Annotated in this window: 18 protein-coding genes; 11 read left to right on the top strand and 7 right to left on the bottom strand. The window is 64.4% G+C overall.

Going from position 1 to position 16,729, the window contains the following annotated elements:
- Positions 1 to 259: 259 nt before the first annotated feature.
- Complete coding sequence (locus QY049_RS06540; RefSeq protein WP_194476481.1) at positions 260 to 886, top strand: ParB-like protein; 627 nt, start codon at positions 260 to 262, stop codon at positions 884 to 886.
- A 16-nt stretch (positions 887 to 902) separates the two neighbouring features.
- Here QY049_RS06540 and QY049_RS06535 read toward each other — a convergent pair whose 3' ends face one another.
- Positions 903 to 1,058 (bottom strand): hypothetical protein, encoded by a 156-nt coding sequence (locus tag QY049_RS06535; RefSeq protein WP_194476480.1) that lies wholly within the window; start codon positions 1,056 to 1,058, stop codon positions 903 to 905.
- A gap of 270 nt (positions 1,059 to 1,328) precedes the next feature.
- Here QY049_RS06535 and QY049_RS06530 point away from each other — a divergent pair, with 270 nt between their 5' ends.
- Complete coding sequence (locus QY049_RS06530; RefSeq protein WP_301269209.1) at positions 1,329 to 1,472, top strand: hypothetical protein; 144 nt, start codon at positions 1,329 to 1,331, stop codon at positions 1,470 to 1,472.
- Positions 1,473 to 1,495: 23 nt separating this feature from the next.
- Here the strand turns inward: QY049_RS06530 and QY049_RS06525 are convergent, their stop codons facing one another.
- Positions 1,496 to 1,699 (bottom strand): hypothetical protein, encoded by a 204-nt coding sequence (locus QY049_RS06525; RefSeq protein ID WP_301269208.1) that lies wholly within the window; start codon positions 1,697 to 1,699, stop codon positions 1,496 to 1,498.
- A 160-nt stretch (positions 1,700 to 1,859) separates the two neighbouring features.
- Here QY049_RS06525 and QY049_RS06520 point away from each other — a divergent pair, with 160 nt between their 5' ends.
- The 4 genes from QY049_RS06520 to QY049_RS06505 all read left to right on the top strand — a co-directional run bounded on the left by QY049_RS06520 (position 1,860) and on the right by QY049_RS06505 (position 3,437).
- Positions 1,860 to 2,591 (top strand): Crp/Fnr family transcriptional regulator, encoded by a 732-nt coding sequence (locus QY049_RS06520; protein ID WP_301269207.1) that lies wholly within the window; start codon positions 1,860 to 1,862, stop codon positions 2,589 to 2,591.
- Between the two features lie 8 nt (positions 2,592 to 2,599).
- Entirely contained in the window at positions 2,600 to 2,842 is a 243-nt protein-coding gene (locus QY049_RS06515; RefSeq protein ID WP_258762113.1) for a hypothetical protein, read from the top strand.
- A gap of 141 nt (positions 2,843 to 2,983) precedes the next feature.
- Positions 2,984 to 3,190: a hypothetical protein gene (locus QY049_RS06510; protein WP_258762112.1), complete on the top strand. Its 207-nt coding sequence runs from the start codon at positions 2,984 to 2,986 to the stop codon at positions 3,188 to 3,190.
- A 49-nt stretch (positions 3,191 to 3,239) separates the two neighbouring features.
- A complete protein-coding gene (locus QY049_RS06505) occupies positions 3,240 to 3,437 on the top strand; it encodes a hypothetical protein (protein WP_194476474.1) in 198 nt (65 codons plus the stop codon).
- Between the two features lie 30 nt (positions 3,438 to 3,467).
- Here QY049_RS06505 and QY049_RS06500 read toward each other — a convergent pair whose 3' ends face one another.
- The 3 genes from QY049_RS06500 to QY049_RS06490 all read right to left on the bottom strand — a co-directional run bounded on the left by QY049_RS06500 (position 3,468) and on the right by QY049_RS06490 (position 6,798).
- Positions 3,468 to 4,130 carry a flavin reductase family protein gene (locus QY049_RS06500; RefSeq protein ID WP_301269206.1) on the bottom strand — a complete coding sequence of 221 codons (663 nt, stop codon included), beginning with the start codon at positions 4,128 to 4,130 and terminating at the stop codon, positions 3,468 to 3,470.
- A gap of 155 nt (positions 4,131 to 4,285) precedes the next feature.
- Positions 4,286 to 4,864, bottom strand: a complete 579-nt coding sequence (locus QY049_RS06495) for a peroxidase-related enzyme (protein WP_301269205.1) — start codon at positions 4,862 to 4,864, stop codon at positions 4,286 to 4,288.
- Positions 4,865 to 5,058: 194 nt separating this feature from the next.
- Positions 5,059 to 6,798 carry an ATP-binding protein gene (locus tag QY049_RS06490; protein ID WP_194476471.1) on the bottom strand — a complete coding sequence of 580 codons (1,740 nt, stop codon included), beginning with the start codon at positions 6,796 to 6,798 and terminating at the stop codon, positions 5,059 to 5,061.
- A gap of 438 nt (positions 6,799 to 7,236) precedes the next feature.
- Between QY049_RS06490 and QY049_RS06485 the strand changes: the two genes are divergently transcribed.
- Complete coding sequence (locus QY049_RS06485) at positions 7,237 to 8,205, top strand: catechol 2,3-dioxygenase (protein WP_194476470.1); 969 nt, start codon at positions 7,237 to 7,239, stop codon at positions 8,203 to 8,205.
- An 11-nt stretch (positions 8,206 to 8,216) separates the two neighbouring features.
- Here the strand turns inward: QY049_RS06485 and QY049_RS06480 are convergent, their stop codons facing one another.
- Both QY049_RS06480 and QY049_RS06475 read right to left on the bottom strand, forming a co-directional pair.
- The gene (locus QY049_RS06480; protein ID WP_301269204.1) at positions 8,217 to 11,729 is read right to left on the bottom strand and encodes a molybdopterin cofactor-binding domain-containing protein; all 3,513 of its coding nucleotides are present in this window, start codon (positions 11,727 to 11,729) and stop codon (positions 8,217 to 8,219) included.
- Positions 11,729 to 12,211 (bottom strand): (2Fe-2S)-binding protein, encoded by a 483-nt coding sequence (locus QY049_RS06475; protein ID WP_194476468.1) that lies wholly within the window; start codon positions 12,209 to 12,211, stop codon positions 11,729 to 11,731. The genes QY049_RS06480 and QY049_RS06475 overlap by 1 nt, the downstream gene beginning before the upstream one ends.
- A 276-nt stretch (positions 12,212 to 12,487) precedes the next feature.
- On the opposite strand from QY049_RS06475, the gene QY049_RS06470 reads away from it, so the two are divergent.
- The 4 genes from QY049_RS06470 to QY049_RS06455 are packed head-to-tail and all read left to right on the top strand — an operon-like array spanning position 12,488 to position 16,673.
- A complete protein-coding gene (locus QY049_RS06470; RefSeq protein WP_194482767.1) occupies positions 12,488 to 13,945 on the top strand; it encodes a 6-hydroxynicotinate reductase in 1,458 nt (485 codons plus the stop codon).
- Positions 13,942 to 14,838 carry a UPF0280 family protein gene (locus QY049_RS06465; RefSeq protein ID WP_301269203.1) on the top strand — a complete coding sequence of 299 codons (897 nt, stop codon included), beginning with the start codon at positions 13,942 to 13,944 and terminating at the stop codon, positions 14,836 to 14,838. Before QY049_RS06470 ends, QY049_RS06465 begins: the two co-directional genes overlap by 4 nt.
- Before the next feature lie 15 nt (positions 14,839 to 14,853).
- Positions 14,854 to 15,438: an amino acid synthesis family protein gene (locus QY049_RS06460; RefSeq protein ID WP_015686892.1), complete on the top strand. Its 585-nt coding sequence runs from the start codon at positions 14,854 to 14,856 to the stop codon at positions 15,436 to 15,438.
- Positions 15,439 to 15,470: 32 nt separating this feature from the next.
- Positions 15,471 to 16,673, top strand: a complete 1,203-nt coding sequence (locus QY049_RS06455) for an ABC transporter substrate-binding protein (RefSeq protein WP_194476465.1) — start codon at positions 15,471 to 15,473, stop codon at positions 16,671 to 16,673.
- Positions 16,674 to 16,729: the final 56 nt, after the last annotated feature.

Below are 16,729 nucleotides of genomic sequence, written 5' to 3'. Positions count from 1 at the left end.
TTCTCGACGCGCACGTGCATTCCACGTTCGCGTCATCTTTCCTGGCCCGTCTCGGACGCTGCTTTTGGGCGCTGTCGGCGAGGGGCGAACGCCGTTCGGAGCAGGTTGTCATCGCGGGGTCAGGGGCGCACGGATTGCGCTGCAACAACAGCCGGTACAACCGTGCTGCCCAGCCCCGAGCCCATATTGCCGCGGCAAGGCCCATGGCATAATCGGGAACCCGGACCACAGGCGCCACCAGACGAGAGGCCGTTCGATCATGACAACCAATGCGCGCGAGCCGAGAGTGCACCCGGTGTCGATCCTGTCGCTGCGGCCGACGCAGATGACGGTCGGCATGCGCGAGGTCAAGGAGAAGCGCAAGCGCTGGCGCGAGCACGACAAGAAGAAGCAGTCCGACCTGCTCGGCACCCACATGATCCCCGTCGTCGCCGGACCCGACGGGCGCTACTACGTCATCGACCATCACCATCTCGGCCGCGCGCTGCACGACGAGGGCATCAAGCAGGTGCTGGTCACGGTGGTCGGCGATCTCCGCATGGTCGAGCGCGAAGCGTTCTGGGGCGTGATGGACAACAAGCGCTGGGTCTATCCTTACGACTCCAAGGGCGAGCGCCGCCCGTTTCGCGATCTGCCGAAATCGGTCGCCGATCTCAAGGACGATCCTTTCCGCAGCCTCGCCGGCGAGCTGCGCCGCATGGGGGGCTTTGCCAAGGATACGACGCCGTTTTCCGAATTCCTGTGGGCCGACTTCCTGCGCCGAAAACTGACGCGCAAGGCGGTGGATGCCAATTTCGACAAGGCGCTCGAGAAGGCCCTGGCCGCGGCCAGGAGCAGGGACGCGGTCTATCTGCCCGGCTGGTGCGGGCCGGCATCGGACGATTGAGGCGCTGACGCTCGCATCAGTCGCGCTGGAAGATCTTGGCGCCGGGATAAGCACGGCGGGCGTAAGTGACGACCAGTGCGCGATCCTGGGTTTCCAGGAACGGCGTACGGATCCGACACGACCCGACGATGAGGTGCCATAGACCATTGAGCCTCTGGATCACGATTTTCATCTGAACATTCCTCGAAGACTCCGCACTCGAGCAAATTGCTGCTCCTCGCGGCCGTCTTGCGATTCATGATCATGATCGCGGGAGTGAAATTCCCCGCTCGCGTTGGCCGCAAGACGACGGCGATACTCATGAGTTGGTTACGACCTGCGGCCCGGTAAGCTGAATCCGATCACAGCCGCTTGAACGCAATCATTTTCCGCGCCGACGAAACCGTCCTGAAACACGGCGACCCACTTAATCGTTGTAGTCGAGCTCACACAGGAGGCTCACATGCGCCGTCTGGTTTTCGCAATTGCCTTGCTGGCGGTCGCTTCAGCAGGAATTTCGGCCTCGTTTGCTGCAGTCCACCAGGCGAGGATTCTGACATTTGCCGAGCGCTTCGCGCCCGCGCTTCCGCTGATGGTCAATCACTAGCGCCATAGCGCTATCGCGCGCGATCATTTCGGATTTGACTGGTCGGGCGAGGACAGCAACCGCTCCATGTCGGCCGCGGTTTCACCGTCACGCACCTTCTGCAGCAAGGCGTGACGTTCGGCGCCGGCCGGGAGCTTCCTGGCTGCGGCTCTGGCTGCCTCCGTGAACTTGTTGAGGCGCTCCTGGAGGGACAAGGCCGGTCGCGTACGGTTGCGTTTCTTGGTCATGATTTGCCCTTTCGAGAGTCGAGCAGATCATGTGCGGGAAAACCGCGTCCTTAACTTTTGTTGGAACCAGTGAAGCCGATTGCGGGTTTTTCCCCGCGATGGCGCATGACGCCATCGCAGCCCAACCTCGGCTCCTTGTTCACGACCGGAGTTAAGCGAAGTGACCAGCGACGCGATCCGCGCGGCTCTCATCAGGCGCCTGCGCATATCGTCCGCGATCGCGGACGAGGACATCAAGGAGATCGAAGCCCTCCCCATTTCGGTGCGCCAGTATCCGGCCGAGAGGGCGGTGGTGCGTGACGGCGAGCGTGCGACCGACTGCGTCCTGATTGCCGACGGCTTCTGCGCACGCTCCAAGACGATCGCGAGCGGCAAGCGTCAGATTCTCTCGCTGCATATTCCTGGCGAAATCCCTGACCTGATGAGCCTGTTCCTCCACGTGATGGACCATGATCTGTCCACTCTGACGCCGGCGACGCTCGGCTTCATCAGCCACGAGACGCTGCAAAAGCTGCATCGCCGCAGGCCTGTCGTCGCCGAGATGTTCTGGCGGGACACGCTGATCGACGCCGCCATGTTCCGCGAATGGATCGTCAATGTCGGCCAGCGTCCTGCGCCGGCGCGGCTTGTCCACGTCATGATCGAGCTGCGCGAACGCCTGCGGATCGTCGGGCGCGTCGACGGGGCGAGCTTCGAGATGCCGCTGACCCAGGAACAGATCGGCGAGGCCCTGGGCATCACCGCGGTGCATGCAAATCGCGTGATCAGGCAACTGCGCGAGGAGGGAATCGTCGAGCTCAACCGCGGCCGCGTCACGGTTCTCGACGAGCGGAGATTTCTGGAACTTGCTGATTTCGACGGCCGTTATCTCCATCAATCGCCAGCGCTTTGAGGCACCCAATGCCGCGATTTCATTTCGACGTTCACGAGGACGGCCACCTGTTCCGCGACGAAGACGGTCAGGACTTCGCGAATGTCGACGTTGCACGCAAGGAGGCCGTGCTGACCGGGACGTCGATTGCGCGCGATGCATTCGTGGCCGGCAGCGCCGATCATGTCGTCGTCGACGTTCGCGAGGACGAGCACGCGCCGTGCCTGAAAGTGTCGATCAAGCTCGAGGTCGAACAACCAACGGACGGCTAGCCTCGTCGCGCGAAACGCGCAATTGTTCCCTTGAAATGCAAACTTGCAGGCCGTTCCCACACTTCAACAATTGCTCCGGGGTGGAACGCTCGCACCGGGTGCCGATTTGACACGCATCGGCAAGCGATGCGGGACACCAAATTGGACGAGCAGCGCAAGACATATCTGGACAAAGCGCGGATTTGCCTGGAACAGGCCGAGCATGAACCGGCCCGGCGCCAACACTGGCTTCAACAGGCCGAGGATTGGACGCGGCGGGCGAGTGAGCTCGTTCGCGAGGACGGCGATGACGCCACGCACGAAGTGCACGATCGACGCCTGATTCCGAAATCGCCTCGCCGGAACTAGCTCGCTCGACGCGGAACTCCGGCGTCTCCAGCTGCGACAGGAGCACGGCATGAGCAGAAAAGACGACATCCACGCCACCCGTCGGACGGAACCCAATGGGGTCGAGCCGTCGTTCTCCGAGGACGATCTTCAGCGGGCGCAGCTTGGTCCGCGCGGTGTTCCCGGACAGCCGGATCCCGCCAGAATGACTCCCCAGCGCGCCAAGAAGACCCCTGTCGAGGGTGACTTCGACGGACATACGTCGTGAGCGCCGACCGGGACTGAAGTCGACGCCCGTCTACGACTCCCTTTGGCTCCAATAGTCGTCGAGCGTCGGCGTCTCCATGTCGAAACGGTCGCGAATGGTCGAGCAGGTGCTGCCGCCGAGCCTTGCGATGGCATCGAGCTTCGCCGGATCGATGCGCAGGCGCTCGGTGTCGACGACGTCTGAATGGTAATGCGCGAACAAGATCTCACCCATGATGATCTGGCGCGACTTCCCGAGCTCGAGCGTGATATGGCGACGGCATTCGAAGGCGGCCGGCGCCTCCTTGATCCAGGGCGAAGCCACGGTCTTGCCGGGCATGGCGGTCAGGCCCGCGGCCTTCAATTCGTCATGCTCGGGCGAGAAGGGCACGGCGCAGACGTGCATTGCCTCGGCTATGGCGTGTGAGACGATGTTGACGGTGAAGACCTCGGTCAGGCGGATGTTGAGACCGGTGTCCTTGAAGCGCATGTCCGGATGGTTCTCGACGCCGAGCGCGAGGATCGGCGGATCGGCCGACAGGCAATTGAAGAAGCTGAACGGCGCGGCGTTGATCCGCCCTTGCGGATCGACCGTCGTCACCAGCGCGATCGGCCGCGGCACGACGGTGCCGATCAGCAGCTTGTATTTGTCGCGCGGTGACAGTTCGCGGAAATCGAACGTGACGTCGCCGGGATCGTGAGCACTGCTGTCCATCGTGTCTCTCGGGTTCGAACGGGTTCCGCTGGCCGACAGCCGCGAAGACCCGTCGCGGCAATTATCGGCGCTTCAGATCAATAAGCGAGTGGAAGATTTGAGCAAAGGCCGCTAGACGCCGAGGCGCAGCAGGATGTCGGACCAGTCGAGCTCCGTCATTTTTTCGGCAGGCGCCCCATCAGGTAGAATTCGTCATTCGGCCGCATGGCGGTGAAATTCGCCAGCCGGTTCGACAATCCGAAGAACGCCGAGATCGCGGCGATGTCCCAGATGTCGTCGTCGCTGAAGCCGTGCGGGGCAAGGGCCTCGAAATCCTCTTCCGAACTGCGCTGTGCGTCGGCCGAGATCTTCATCGCGAAATCGAGCATCGCTCTCTCGCGCGGCGTGATGTCGGCCTTGCGATAGTTGGTCGCGATCTGGTCGGCTATCAGCGGGTTCTTGGCGCGGATGCGCAGGATCGCGCCATGGGCGATCACGCAATACTGGCACTGGTTGGCCGCCGAGGTCGCCACCACGATCATCTCGCGCTCGGCCTTGGTGAGGCCGCCGTCCTTCTCCATCAGCGCGTCGTGATAGGCGAAGAAGGCGCGGAACTCGTCGGGCCGGTAGGCCAGCGTCAGGAAGACGTTGGGCACGAAGCCGCTCTTCTCCTGCACCGCGAGCAGGCGCGTGCGGATGTCGTCGGGCAGGCTGTCGATGGCGGGTGCGGGGAAGCGTTGCGCGAGCTTTGTCATGGGCATGGATTCCGGCTTGGGGCCGGGAAACATAGTCCATGCGGGCGATAGCCTCAATGTGCTCCCGATATCCGGCGGGGCGCACGCGCCACGAACTCGTTGTCATCGTCCGATTCAATCGGGCGATCCAGTATTTCAGAGACGGAAGTGATCGAATCGAGAGGCCGCGGCGTACCTGAGGCGCGAGCCTGGCTTTACCGCAGCGGCTTCTTCAGCAACGAGAAGCGATCCGGATCGAGGCCCAACGAGGGTTGCAGCATCGGCGCCTCGGCGGGCGCGAGCGTCTTGGCGGGAGGCGCGGAGAACACCGGATCGTTCGGCACGTCGCGCTGCGAGGTGGCACCGCGCCAGCGTTCCAGCACGGCGCTGACGAAGTGCATGTCGTGACCGGCGGTAACCGAGGGTACGCTGGAGATGGTGGCTTCGCCGCGCGGCAATTGATGCGGCGGCACTTCCTTGAAGCGCAGCCGCGTCGGCAGCGCGACGCCTTCGCCGAACGCCAGCACCTCGCGGGTGCCGAGCGACGGCACGAAGGACAACAGGTTCGCGGCCGCATCGGACACCGCGGCGCGCAGCAGCGCCTGGTCGCGGTCGTTGGCAAGACGCATCGTGAACAGCGTGTTGCACTGGGAGATGATGGTGGCGTCGAGCTCGGCCGGTCGCTGCGTGATCAGGCCGAGATAGACGCCGTATTTGCGGCCTTCCTTGGCGATGCGCGAGACCGCCTTGCGAGTCGGGCCGAATCCGATGTTGCGGTCGGCGGAGGCGTAGCGGTGCGCCTCCTCGCAGACGAACAGCAGCGGCGAGACGCCGTCGCTCCAAAGGCCGAAATCGAAGGCCATGCGGCATAGAACCGAGACGACGGAATCGATGACCTCGGCCGGAAAGCCGGCGAGTTGCATCACCGTCATCGGCTTGCCGTTGGCGGGCAGGCGGAACAGATGGCTGATCACCTCGGCCATGGTGTCGCCGCCGACATTGGCGTTGTCGAACATGAAGGCGTAGCGCGGGTCGTTGCGCACGGCTTCGATGCGCGAGATCAGCTTGTGATAGATGATGCGCGAGGAGCGGTTTTCCAGCTTGCCCATGCGCTCGTCGATCAGCGACATCAGGTCGACCAGGCGGTACGGCACCGGCGTGTCGACGGTGTAGCCGACCTGCTTGGGGTCGATGCGTTTGAGACCGATGCGGTCGGCGTTCTGGTACTGGGTATAGACGCCCTTGGCGAGCGGGATCACTTCCGCGAGGATGTCGAGTTCTTCGGGCACGCCGGCACGGCCGCCGAACAGCACGTCGACGATTTCCTCGAAATTGAACAGCCAGAACGGCAGCTTCAGGTTTCGCGGGTTGAGCACCAGCGCGCGGTCGCCGAAGCAGCGGCCATATTCGTTGTGCACGTCGAGCAGGAAGATGCGCAGGTTCGGACGCGCCTTCAGGATCTCGTTGAGCAGCAGCGACACGCCGGTGGACTTGCCGACGCCGGTCGACCCCAGCACCGCAAAGTGCTTCGACAGCATTTCCTCGACATCGACATAGGCGATGACCGAGCGGTCCTGCTGGAGGAAGCCGACGTTGATCTGGTCCGACCCGGTCGGCGCGTAGATGGTGCGCAGCTCCTGGCTGGTGATCAGGTCCACGGCGTCGCCGATGGTCGGGTAATTGGTGACGCCGCGCTGGAATTTGGCCTTGTCGGCGGCATTGAGGATTTCGCCGAGCAGGTCGACCGAGGCGATCGCGATGTAGTTGTCGCTGCTCGACAAATTCTCGCAGGACACCTCGGTGATCATGGCGACGATGACCGAGCTTCCGCTGCGGATGCTGACGAAACGGCCGACGGTGGCCCGAACTTCCGAGATCGACATCTGGCCTTGCGCCAGAAGCCCGACCCGGGCGAGCGATCCGCGCACCGAAATCACACGTCCAAAGGATGTCACGATGGATGAACCCGAGAAGACAAACTGTTTCTCGGACTATGCGGCGCCGTCGCTGGACAAACGGTTAAACGGGAGCCGCGGCGGCTTTGTTAAATCTGCGACAATTCGGCCAGGAGATTTGTTCGGAATGCATACTCTTGGGCAGATTCGGCCCGGAAATGCTGCTTTTCGAGGCCTTCGAGCCCAAATCGCATTAAGGAAGATTTTACCATCCGGGCACTCCGCCAACCTTTTGTGGACGGATGGTCGCGTTTGGGAGGCCGGCTCCGCCGTCGGCCGGTTGGCGTTCATTTGTTGACGGGACCTAATCATTTGTACATTAGTACAAATGAGCCCGCGGCCCCGGATGCCGCCCCGGGCGCATCCATGAACATTGCGCTCCGCGCCCGATTGCGCGATTCCGTGAGACGGATCGCAAGAAACGCTTTGGAGGACACCATGCAGCCCGAACCGATCCTCGATCTCGCCCATCTCGGCCACATGGAACTGCTGACGCCGAAGCCCGACGAGAGCCTGAAATTCTTCGTCGACGTCATGGGCATGACGGTCAGCGGGCGGAAGGGCGAGTCGGTTTACTTGCGCGGCTGGGACGATTACGAGCGCTATTCGCTCAAGCTCACGGCGTCGAAGACCTCGGGCATGGAGCACATGGCGCTGCGCGCGCGCAGCCAGCAGGCGCTGGAGCGCCGCGTCGCCGCGCTGAAGGGCTCGGGCTTCGACATCGGCTGGATCGACGGCGACATGGGGCAGGGGCCGACGTTCCGCTGCCGCGACCCCGATGGGCACATCGTCGAGCTCTATTACGAGACCGAATGGTATCAGGCGCCGCCGGAGCTGAAGCCGGCGCTGAAGAACCAGGCGCAGCGTTTTCCCGCGCGCGGCGTCAATGTCCGCCGCCTCGACCATCTCAACTGCCTCGCCGTCGACATCAAGGCCAACCGCGAGTTCTTCGAAAACTATCTCGGCTGCCGCCTCACCGAGCAGATCGTGCTCAATGACGGGCGGGAAGCGGCGATGTGGCTGACCATGTCGAACAAGAGCTACGACTTTGCCTATTCGCTCGATCATTCCGGCACGCCCGGCCGCTTCCACCACGTCACCTACGCGCTCGACAGCCGCGAGGAGATTCTGCGCGCCGCAGACATCTTCCTGGAGAACGGGGTGCACATCGAGACCGGGCCGCACAAGCACGCGATCCAGCAGACCTTCTTCCTCTATGTCTACGAGCCCGGCGGCAACCGCGTCGAAGTCGCCAATGCCGGCGCCCGCCTCATCCTGGCGCCGGACTGGAAGCCGATCGTGTGGACGGAAGAAGAGCGCAAGAAGGGCCAGGCGTGGGGCTTGAAGACGATCGAATCCTTCCACACCCACGGCACGCCGCCGGTGGAGATGAAGAAGCACGCTTGACGGCGTGCTCTCTAATGCGTTGATCCCCGAACGCGCGCGATCGTCTCGCGCAGCTTGGTCCATGCCGGCTTGTCCGGCGCGAACTGGCTGCGCAGGAAGCTGACGAGCTCCTCGACCTGCGCATCGCTCATGCTGTTGCCGAACGCGGGCATGTAGCCGAGATCGCTCGATGCGGGCTCGGTGATGCCGTGCAGGATCACCTGCACGAGATTGTCCGAGGTCGCGCTGTGCAGATTGCTGTTGAGCGCGAGCGAGGGACGGCTGCCGAAAAGCGGCAGGCCGCCGACCTCGTGGCAGACGGCGCAGGCGCCCTGATAGAGCCGCGCACCGGTGGACGAGGCGACGGTGACTTGCGTTGCACTCTCGAGCTTCGTCGCGAGCGCGGGCGCGTCGGCGGCGCCGTCGTTGAACGAGCCGAGATAGACCGCCATCGCGCGGATGTCATGATCGGGCAGAGCTTTTAGATCACGGACAACAGGCGCCATCGGGCCGGCGGCAACGCCGTGATAGCTCGAATGGCCGGTGCGCAAATAGGCGAACAGCTCGTCTTCGCTCCACGGGATCGGCGCGTGAGAGAGCGAGGTCAGCGGCGGCGCTTCCCAACCTTCCGCAAAGCCGCCGGCGAGATAGGCCTGCCGCTGCTCGGCGCCGAGGGCATTGCGCGGCGAATGGCAGGCGCTGCAATGGCCGAGGCTCTCGACCAGATAGGCGCCGCGATTCCACGCCTCGGATTTGGCGGGATCGGGCTTGAACTCCCTGGCCTGGTGGAACAGCGCATTCCACCCGGCAAGCAGCGGGCGAAGATTGAAGGGGAAGGCCAGCGCATTCGCAGGCGCCGTCGCGCGCACCGCGGGCTGTGCCATCAGATAGGCGTACAGCGCCTGCATGTCGGCATCGCTGGTCTTCGAGAAGTGCGTGTAGGGGAAGGCGGGATAGAGCTGCCGGCCGTTGCGATGCAGCCCGTCGCGCATGGCGCGCTCGAAGGCGGGATAGGACCAGGCGCCGATGCCGGTCTCGATGTCGGGCGTGATGTTGGTCGAATGGATCGTGCCGAACGGCGTCTCCAGCGCGCGGCCGCCGGCGTTGAGCACGCCGCTCAAACTGGTGTGGCACTCCGCGCAATTGCCGAGCGCCGCGAGCTGCTCGCCGCGCGCGATGGTCGCAGCGGAATAGACCGACGCATCGGGCCGCGCGATCGGCGCGATCGCTCGGCCCGGCAGAAGTGCTGCGCCGACGCCAATCGCAGCAGTGCACACGGCGGCAATCGTCGCGAAGATGCCGGCACGCTTTGCGAAGGGATTTTCCCAGAAGCGAGAGGGCTTCGCTGCAGCGGGCGCGGGCAGGGCCTGGGGCACGGGCGATGTCTCGCCGTGCAATCCCCTCAGGATCCGTTCCGGCGTGAACGGCGGCTCGCGAAAGCGCACGCCGGTGGCATCGAAGATCGCATTGGCGATCGCGGCTGCGCTCGGCACCGATGCGGATTCGCCGACGCCGAGCGGCGGCTGGTCCTGGCGCGGCAGCATCAGCACGTCGATCTTGGGCACGTCGGGGAAGGGGATGATCGGATAGGCGCCCCATTCGCGCGCCGCTACTGTGCCGCGCTCGAACGACACTTCCTCCATCAGCGCGCGGCTGGTGGACTGGATGACGTTGCCGTGGATCTGGTGGCGGACGCCGTCCGGATTGATCATCAGGCCGGAGTCCTGGCCCGCGACGACGCGGGTGACGCTGACATCGCCCGTCGTCTTGTTCACGGCAACGTCGGCGACCCACGCCGACCAAGCTGCGCCATAGCCGGGAAACTTGCTGTGGACATAGAGCGCATAGGCAAAGCCGCGCCCGTGCACGATGTCGCCGTCCTTCTCCTCGCGGACCGGCCGCGGAGTCCAGCCTGCGCGTTCGGCCACGGCATTGACGAGGTCGACGGCCCGCTGGTCTTTCAGGTAGCGCAGCCGATATTCGATGGGATCGACGCCGGCCTCGAATGCCGCCTCGTCGATGTAGGATTCATGCGCAAAGGTGTTCGGCAGCGCCGAGACGCCGCGAAACCAGGACGCGCGCACGATCGGTGCCATGTCGTGGGCGACGACGCGCATGTGATCGTAGTCGTAAGGCGGGATCGCGGTGCGATCGCCCATCTGGAGCACCGAGGGCTCGGGCGAGATGCGCCCCGTGAGCAGCAGCGCCAGCGTCGGCGCGGCGTTCGAGGGATAGCGCGTGGCGAGATCGTAGCCGGCGATGCCACCGTCCGCGTCCAGGCCGCCATTGACGTCGACGAGCTGCGCGGTGCCCTTCGGCTCCCAGGCGTGCTCCTGCTCCCGCGTCAACTGGACGCGTACCGGCCGGCCGACCGCGCGCGACAGCAGCAGCGCATCCGCTGTGACGTCGTCGGCGCAATTGCGGCCGTAGCAGCCGGCGGCCTCGAGCCTGATGACCTCGACCTCGCTCTCGGGACGCTCGACCAGCAGCGCAAGGTCGGCGCGCAGCACGTGCGGATTCTGCGTGCCGGACCAGACGCGAATGTTGCCGTCCCGGAAATCCGCGACAGCGCAGGACGGGCCGATCGAGGCGTGCATCTGGTACGGCCAGACATAAGTGCGTTGCATCGGCCTCGCTGAGCCCGCGATCGCCGCATCGACATCGCCCTTGTCGATCAGCGTGCGCGGCGTCGACGGATTGGCGCGCAGTGCGGTCTCGACATCGGCAAGGTCGGTCAGCGCGGGCGTCGGCTTCCAGCTCACCGCGAGCTGCTCCGCGGCGCGAATCGCATTCTCCTCGCGCTCGGCCACCACGCCGACGAAATCGCCGATGCGCACGACGGCCATGAGACCGGGAATGTCGCGTACGGAAGCTTCATCCACCGCGATCAGGCTGGTGCCGACGAAGGGACCTGCATCGACGCCGGAATAGGGCGGGCGCACCACGCGGCCGTGCAGCATGCCGGGCAGGCGGATATCGTGCACGAAGGTCAACTCGCCCGTGGCCTTGGCCGGGAGATCGACCCGCGGCATCGACTGGCCGACGATGGCGTAGTCACCGACGGCCTTGACGGCGACGTCGTCGGCAAGCTCGAGGCGGATGGTCTCGCTGCCGATCAACTCGCCATAGCTGACGCTGCGATTGTGACCTCGGACAAGGCCGTCCTCTATCTTCAGTTCCTCTGCCGGCAGCTCCAGCCGCTCGGCCGCGCGCGCGATCAGGAAGTGACGCGCCTGGGCTGCGGCCTTGCGCAGGGGCACGGCAGTGATCTGGATCGTTTCGCTGGCAATCGTCGCGCCCTGGTTCGGCACCACCGCAGTGTCGCCGAGCACGACGACGACACGCGCAAAGGAGACGTCCAGCTCTTCGGCGACGATCTGGCCAAGTGCGGTGCGAATTCCGGTGCCGAGATCGACATGGCCGTTATAGGCGGTGACGGAGCCATCCGCGGTGATCCGCACGAATGTTTCGGACGTGACTTCGTCCACGCTACGGGAGACGACGAGCGACCCCCGCTCGGATCCGTTCGAAACAGGGGAGGCCATCAATCACCGGCCTCGGCAAGCTGGCCCGAAGCACGCATCACGGCGCGCAGGATCTCGACATGCGTGCCGCATCGGCAGAGATTGTAGCGCAGCGCCGCGAGCGCCTCCTGCTCTGACGGTTGCGGGTTGACCGCGAGCAGCGCCTTGGTGGTCATGATCATGCCGTTGAGGCAGTAGCCGCATTGCGCGGCCTGCTCGTCGATGAAGGCCTGCTGCACCACATCAGGCTTGTCGCGCGTGCCGAGGCCTTCGAGCGTCACGATGTCGCGCCCGGCGCAGCCGCCGATCGGAATCACGCAGGATCGCGCAGCCATGCCATCAATCAGGACAGTACAGGTGCCGCATTCACCCAGGCCGCAACCGTATTTCGGGCCATTGAGTCCGAGATCGTTGCGCAGCACATAAAGCAACGGCGTCTGGCGTTCTGCCGTGACGTCGTGGATCCTGCCGTTCACGGTGAGGCGGATCGGTGTTTGCGTCATCCTCGTTCCCAAGCCTTACCCGTTTCCAAGCCTTACTCGTTTCCAAGTCCTGCGGTCGCAGAAATGTACGTTGCGACGATACCGTTTGTACACAAACGTGCAAGCGGCCATGCCGCAGTGCAGCGCAACTGCCCGCTTTGTGGACAAGGCGGGAGGCAAATGAGGTTTTATTCGGCAGGCGCGACTTTTCGCGCGCGGCGCCGCTTGACAGCCATCAGGACCGCGCGCAACATCGTTCGTATACGAATGATAACCGCAATGTCCGCTGGCTTTGACATGGTGACGGAAACAACGAGCGCTGCCATCGACAAGATCCGCTGCGACGCTTGTCCGGTGATGTGCTACATCAAGCCGGGCGCGGCGGGCGCCTGCGACCGCTATGCCAACCAGGATGGCAAGCTCGTCCGCGTCGATCCCCACATCATTCTCGAACGCACGGTGTCGCAGGGCGGCAAGCTCGTGCCGTTCAGCCGCACCGAAGACTGGGACGGCAAGATCGTCCACGAGCCCTCGACCTTCGTCACCGCGATCGGCGCGGGCACGACCTATCCCGACTACAAACCGGCGCCGTTCATCGTCTCCTCCGAGGTCGACGGTGTCGACATGGTGACCGTCGTCACCGAGGGCATCTTCTCCTATTGCGGCATCAAGGTGAAGATCGACACCGACCGCTATCTCGGTCCGGAGACCGCGACCGTGCGCGCGCAGGGCGAGGCGGTCGGCCACGTCACGACCAGCGAGTACGGCTCGCAGATGCTGTCGCTCGGCGGCGTGCATCATCTCACCGGCGGTTCGAAGAAGGAAGGTCGCGTCACCTGCGACACGCTGATGGACCTCGCCAATTGCAAGGCGGTAGAGCTGACCATCGACGGCGGCGCCAGCGTGGTGGTGCAGGCCGGCCAGCCGCCGATCGTCAACGGCGTCAAGGAAGAGCGCATGCGCGTCGGCTGCGGCTCGGCGACCATCGGCATGTTCGCCAAGCAATGGCATGGCAAGGTCGACGAGGTCGTCGTGGTCGACGATCACATCACCGGCGTGCTCTCGGAGCACCAGGCCGGCAAGCTGCTCGACATCGCCGACACGGGTATCAAGATGAAGGGTCGGCGTTCGACGCCCGGCCGTTATTTCCAGGTCGCCGATCCCGGCACCGGGTGGGGCGGCACCAACATCTCCGATCCGCTGGCCATCCTCGGGCCGTTCGACGCCAAGGAGGCCAGGCCCGGGCTGTCGATGCTGATGGTGTCCACCACGGGCGAGCATTCGTCCTACTACGTGCTCGACGACGCCCTGAAGCCGATCGAGACCGAAATGCCCGCCGACCTGCAATTCTCGGTCGAGCGCATCCAGGAAAATTGCGAGCCTGCGCTGTGCACGGTGTTGTTCATGGCCGGTGCCGGCGGTTCCTTGCGTGCCGGGGTGACCGACAATCCGGTGCGGCTGACGCGGTCGGTGAAGGACGCCCTGACGCGCGTCACCAGCGGCGGCGCGGCGGTCTATGTCTGGCCCGGCGGCGGTATCACCTACATGGTGGACGTGACGCAGATGCCGGCGGGTGCATTCGGTTATGTGCCGACGCCGGCGCTGGTCGCGCCGATCGAGTTCACGATGAAACTCACCGACTATGCCGCGCTCGGCGGACACATGGACTACGTCAAGCCGCTCGCCGAGGTCAGGGGCGGCGATGATGTCCGTCAGTTGCCCTGGCAGAATCCGATCCCGGGACGGCGGGCATGACGCGGCTCCCGCAAATCGCATTGCTGTCTGATGGCCGGCGGCTGCATTTGCAGGATGGACCGATTGATCTGATCGTGCAGGCGAGAGGGCGCGAGCACGAGCTGCGCGCGGCTTACGAGGCTGCGGCGCGCCGTTTCACGGGCCTGCTCGACGAACTCTGTGCGGAGCTGCCGGAATTGCGGGCGGCCGCCAAGGCGCGGACGTCGCTGAAGGGCGTGGTCGCGCGTCGGATGCACGCCGCAGTCGCGCCTTATGCCGCGGATTGCTTCATCACCCCAATGGCCGCGGTGGCCGGCAGTGTGGCTGAAGAAATCCTGGCGGCGATGCTGAACGCAGCGCCGCTCGATCGGGTCTATGTCAACAATGGCGGCGACATCGCGCTGCATCTCGGGCGCGGCGAGCATTTTTCCGTCGGCTTGATGGATCGGCCGGATCGTGACGGCGTGATGAGGGTCATGAGGGTTGATGCGGATGATCCCGTGCGCGGCATTGCGACCAGCGGCCGCCATGGCCGCAGCTTTTCGCTCGGCATTGCCGACGCGGTGACGGTTCTGGCGGCGACGGCGTCGCAGGCTGATGCGGCCGCGACCGTGATTGCGAACGCCGTCGATTTGCCCGGACATCCCGCCATCACCAGGCAACCCGCCAACGAGCTTCAGCCCGACAGCGATCTTGGCGCACGTCTGATCACCCGTGACGTCGGTGAATTATCGCAAGAGGAGATCGCGGCTGCGCTCGAATCTGGCGCGGAATGTGCACGGCAATTATTCGACCACGGATTGATCGAGGGTGCTGTGCTGCGGCTTTGTGGTGATATGCTTGTGATCGGAACCAAGGATATGGAAGAGCAACGATCGCGCCCGCTCGCGCTGGAGAACGCGGTCGATGCCTGAACAGGGACGTGAAACATGAGCGCGATCATCCGCAAGATCGTCACCGTCGTCGAAGAAACGCAGATGGAGATGGGCCGCCAGGTCTCGCCGCCGACCCGGCGCGCCGCTGCGATCGCCGTCATCGAGAATCCCTTTGCCGGAAAATATGTCGAGGACCTCTCGCCGCTGATCGCCATCGGTGAGGAGCTTGGCGAGCTGCTGTCGAAGCGCGCGGTCGCGGCGCTCGGTATCGATGGTTCGAAAGCGCAGAGCTACGGCAAGGCCGCGGCCGTCGGCGAGAATGGCGAACTGGAGCATGCCGCCGCGATCCTTCACCCCAAGATGGGCGCACCGGTGCGGAAAGTTCTGGGCAAGGGCGCGGCGCTGATTCCCTCGTCCAAGAAGCGCAGCGGTCCCGGCACGACGCTGGACATTCCGCTTGGTCACAAGGACGCTGCCTTCGTGCGCAGTCACTTCGACGGCATGGAAGTTCAGATCAACGACGCGCCGCGCGCCAACGAGATCATGGTCGCGGTCGCCGTCACCGACAGCGGTCGTCCGCTGCCGCGCGTCGGCGGGCTGACGGTTGCCGAGGTCAAGGGCGAAGACGGTTTGAGATAGAGACGTTAGAGAGTTCAAAACTGGAGGTTGGGATGCGAGCAAAAAATTACGTCGTCGGCGCGGCCTTTGCGCTTCTGGCTGCCGGCATGGGCCATTCGGCCGTGGCGGAGGACATCAAGATCGGCGAGATCAACAGCTACTCGCTGCTGCCGTCCTTCACCGAACCCTATCGCAAGGGCTGGCAGCTTGCGGTGGAAGAGATCAACGCCGCCGGTGGCATCAACGGCAAGAAGCTCGTCGTCGTCTCCAAGGACGACGGCGGCAAGCCCGCGGACGCACAGACCGCGGCCAATGAGCTCGTCTCCAGCGAGGGCGTGGCGATGCTGACGGGCACGTTCCTGTCGAACATCGGTCTTGCCGTCAGTGACTTCGCCAACCAGAAGAAGGTGTTCTTCCTCGCGGCGGAGCCGCTGACGGACGCCGTGACCTGGTCGAAGGGCAACAAGTACACCTTCCGCCTGCGCCCCTCCAACTACATGCAGGCTGCGATGCTGGTGGAAGCCGCCAGCAAGTTGCCGGCAAAACGCTGGGCGACGATCGCGCCGAACTATGAATACGGCCAGTCGGCGGTGGCGGTGTTCAAGAAACTGATGTCGGCGAAGCGTCCTGACATCCAGTGGGTCGACGAACAGTGGCCGCCGCAGGGCAAGATCGATGCGGGTCCGGTGGTGCAGGCGGTGGCGCAGGCCAATCCCGAAGCGATCCTCAACGTCACCTTCGGTCCTGATCTCGTCAAGCTCGTGCGCGAAGGCAACACCCGTGGCCTCTTCAAGGGACGCGAGGTCGTGTCCTTCCTGACCGGCGAGCCCGAATATCTCGATCCGCTCAAGGACGAGACGCCCGAAGGCTGGATCGTCACCGGCTATCCCTGGTACTCGATCAAGACGCCCGAGCATGATGCGTTCCTGAAGGCTTACCAGGCCAAGTACAACGACTATCCGCGCCTCGGCTCGATCGTCGGCTACCAGACCATCAAGGCGGCAGCGGCGATCATCGCCAAGGCCGGCTCGACCGACACCGACAAGATGATTGCGGCGGCCGAGGGCATTTCGATGCCGTCGCCGTTCGGGGAGATCACCTTCCGCAAGATCGACCACCAGTCGACCCTCGGCGCCTTCGTCGGCAAGACAGCGCAGAAGGACGGCAAGGGCGTGATGGTGGACGCCGTCTACAGGAAGGGCTCGGACTATCTGCCGAGCGATGCCGAAGTCGAGAAGCTGCGGCCGAAGGATTAAGGCTTCTTTAGCTCTCCCTCTCCCCGCTCTACGCGGGGAGAGGTGAAAATCAGACC

It is taken from the genome of Bradyrhizobium sp. WYCCWR 13022 (assembly GCF_030435535.1).
Lineage (GTDB): Bacteria > Pseudomonadota > Alphaproteobacteria > Rhizobiales > Xanthobacteraceae > Bradyrhizobium.
The sequence above is the reverse complement of the archived record's forward strand: the minus strand, read 5'-3'. Positions and strand labels throughout refer to the sequence as shown.

Coding starts and splice junctions, on each gene's coding strand:
- QY049_RS06495 (WP_301269205.1), bottom strand. CDS start 4,864: ATGACAAAGCTCGCGCAACGCTTCCCCGCACCCGCCATCGACAGCCTG.
- QY049_RS06540 (WP_194476481.1), top strand. CDS start 260: ATGACAACCAATGCGCGCGAGCCGAGAGTGCACCCGGTGTCGATCCTG.
- QY049_RS06475 (WP_194476468.1), bottom strand. CDS start 12,211: ATGACGCAAACACCGATCCGCCTCACCGTGAACGGCAGGATCCACGAC.
- QY049_RS06535 (WP_194476480.1), bottom strand. CDS start 1,058: ATGAAAATCGTGATCCAGAGGCTCAATGGTCTATGGCACCTCATCGTC.
- QY049_RS06530 (WP_301269209.1), top strand. CDS start 1,329: ATGCGCCGTCTGGTTTTCGCAATTGCCTTGCTGGCGGTCGCTTCAGCA.
- QY049_RS06485 (WP_194476470.1), top strand. CDS start 7,237: ATGCAGCCCGAACCGATCCTCGATCTCGCCCATCTCGGCCACATGGAA.
- QY049_RS06515 (WP_258762113.1), top strand. CDS start 2,600: ATGCCGCGATTTCATTTCGACGTTCACGAGGACGGCCACCTGTTCCGC.
- QY049_RS06465 (WP_301269203.1), top strand. CDS start 13,942: ATGACGCGGCTCCCGCAAATCGCATTGCTGTCTGATGGCCGGCGGCTG.
- QY049_RS06460 (WP_015686892.1), top strand. CDS start 14,854: ATGAGCGCGATCATCCGCAAGATCGTCACCGTCGTCGAAGAAACGCAG.
- QY049_RS06505 (WP_194476474.1), top strand. CDS start 3,240: ATGAGCAGAAAAGACGACATCCACGCCACCCGTCGGACGGAACCCAAT.
- QY049_RS06455 (WP_194476465.1), top strand. CDS start 15,471: ATGCGAGCAAAAAATTACGTCGTCGGCGCGGCCTTTGCGCTTCTGGCT.
- QY049_RS06470 (WP_194482767.1), top strand. CDS start 12,488: ATGGTGACGGAAACAACGAGCGCTGCCATCGACAAGATCCGCTGCGAC.
- QY049_RS06500 (WP_301269206.1), bottom strand. CDS start 4,130: ATGGACAGCAGTGCTCACGATCCCGGCGACGTCACGTTCGATTTCCGC.
- QY049_RS06525 (WP_301269208.1), bottom strand. CDS start 1,699: ATGACCAAGAAACGCAACCGTACGCGACCGGCCTTGTCCCTCCAGGAG.
- QY049_RS06480 (WP_301269204.1), bottom strand. CDS start 11,729: ATGGCCTCCCCTGTTTCGAACGGATCCGAGCGGGGGTCGCTCGTCGTC.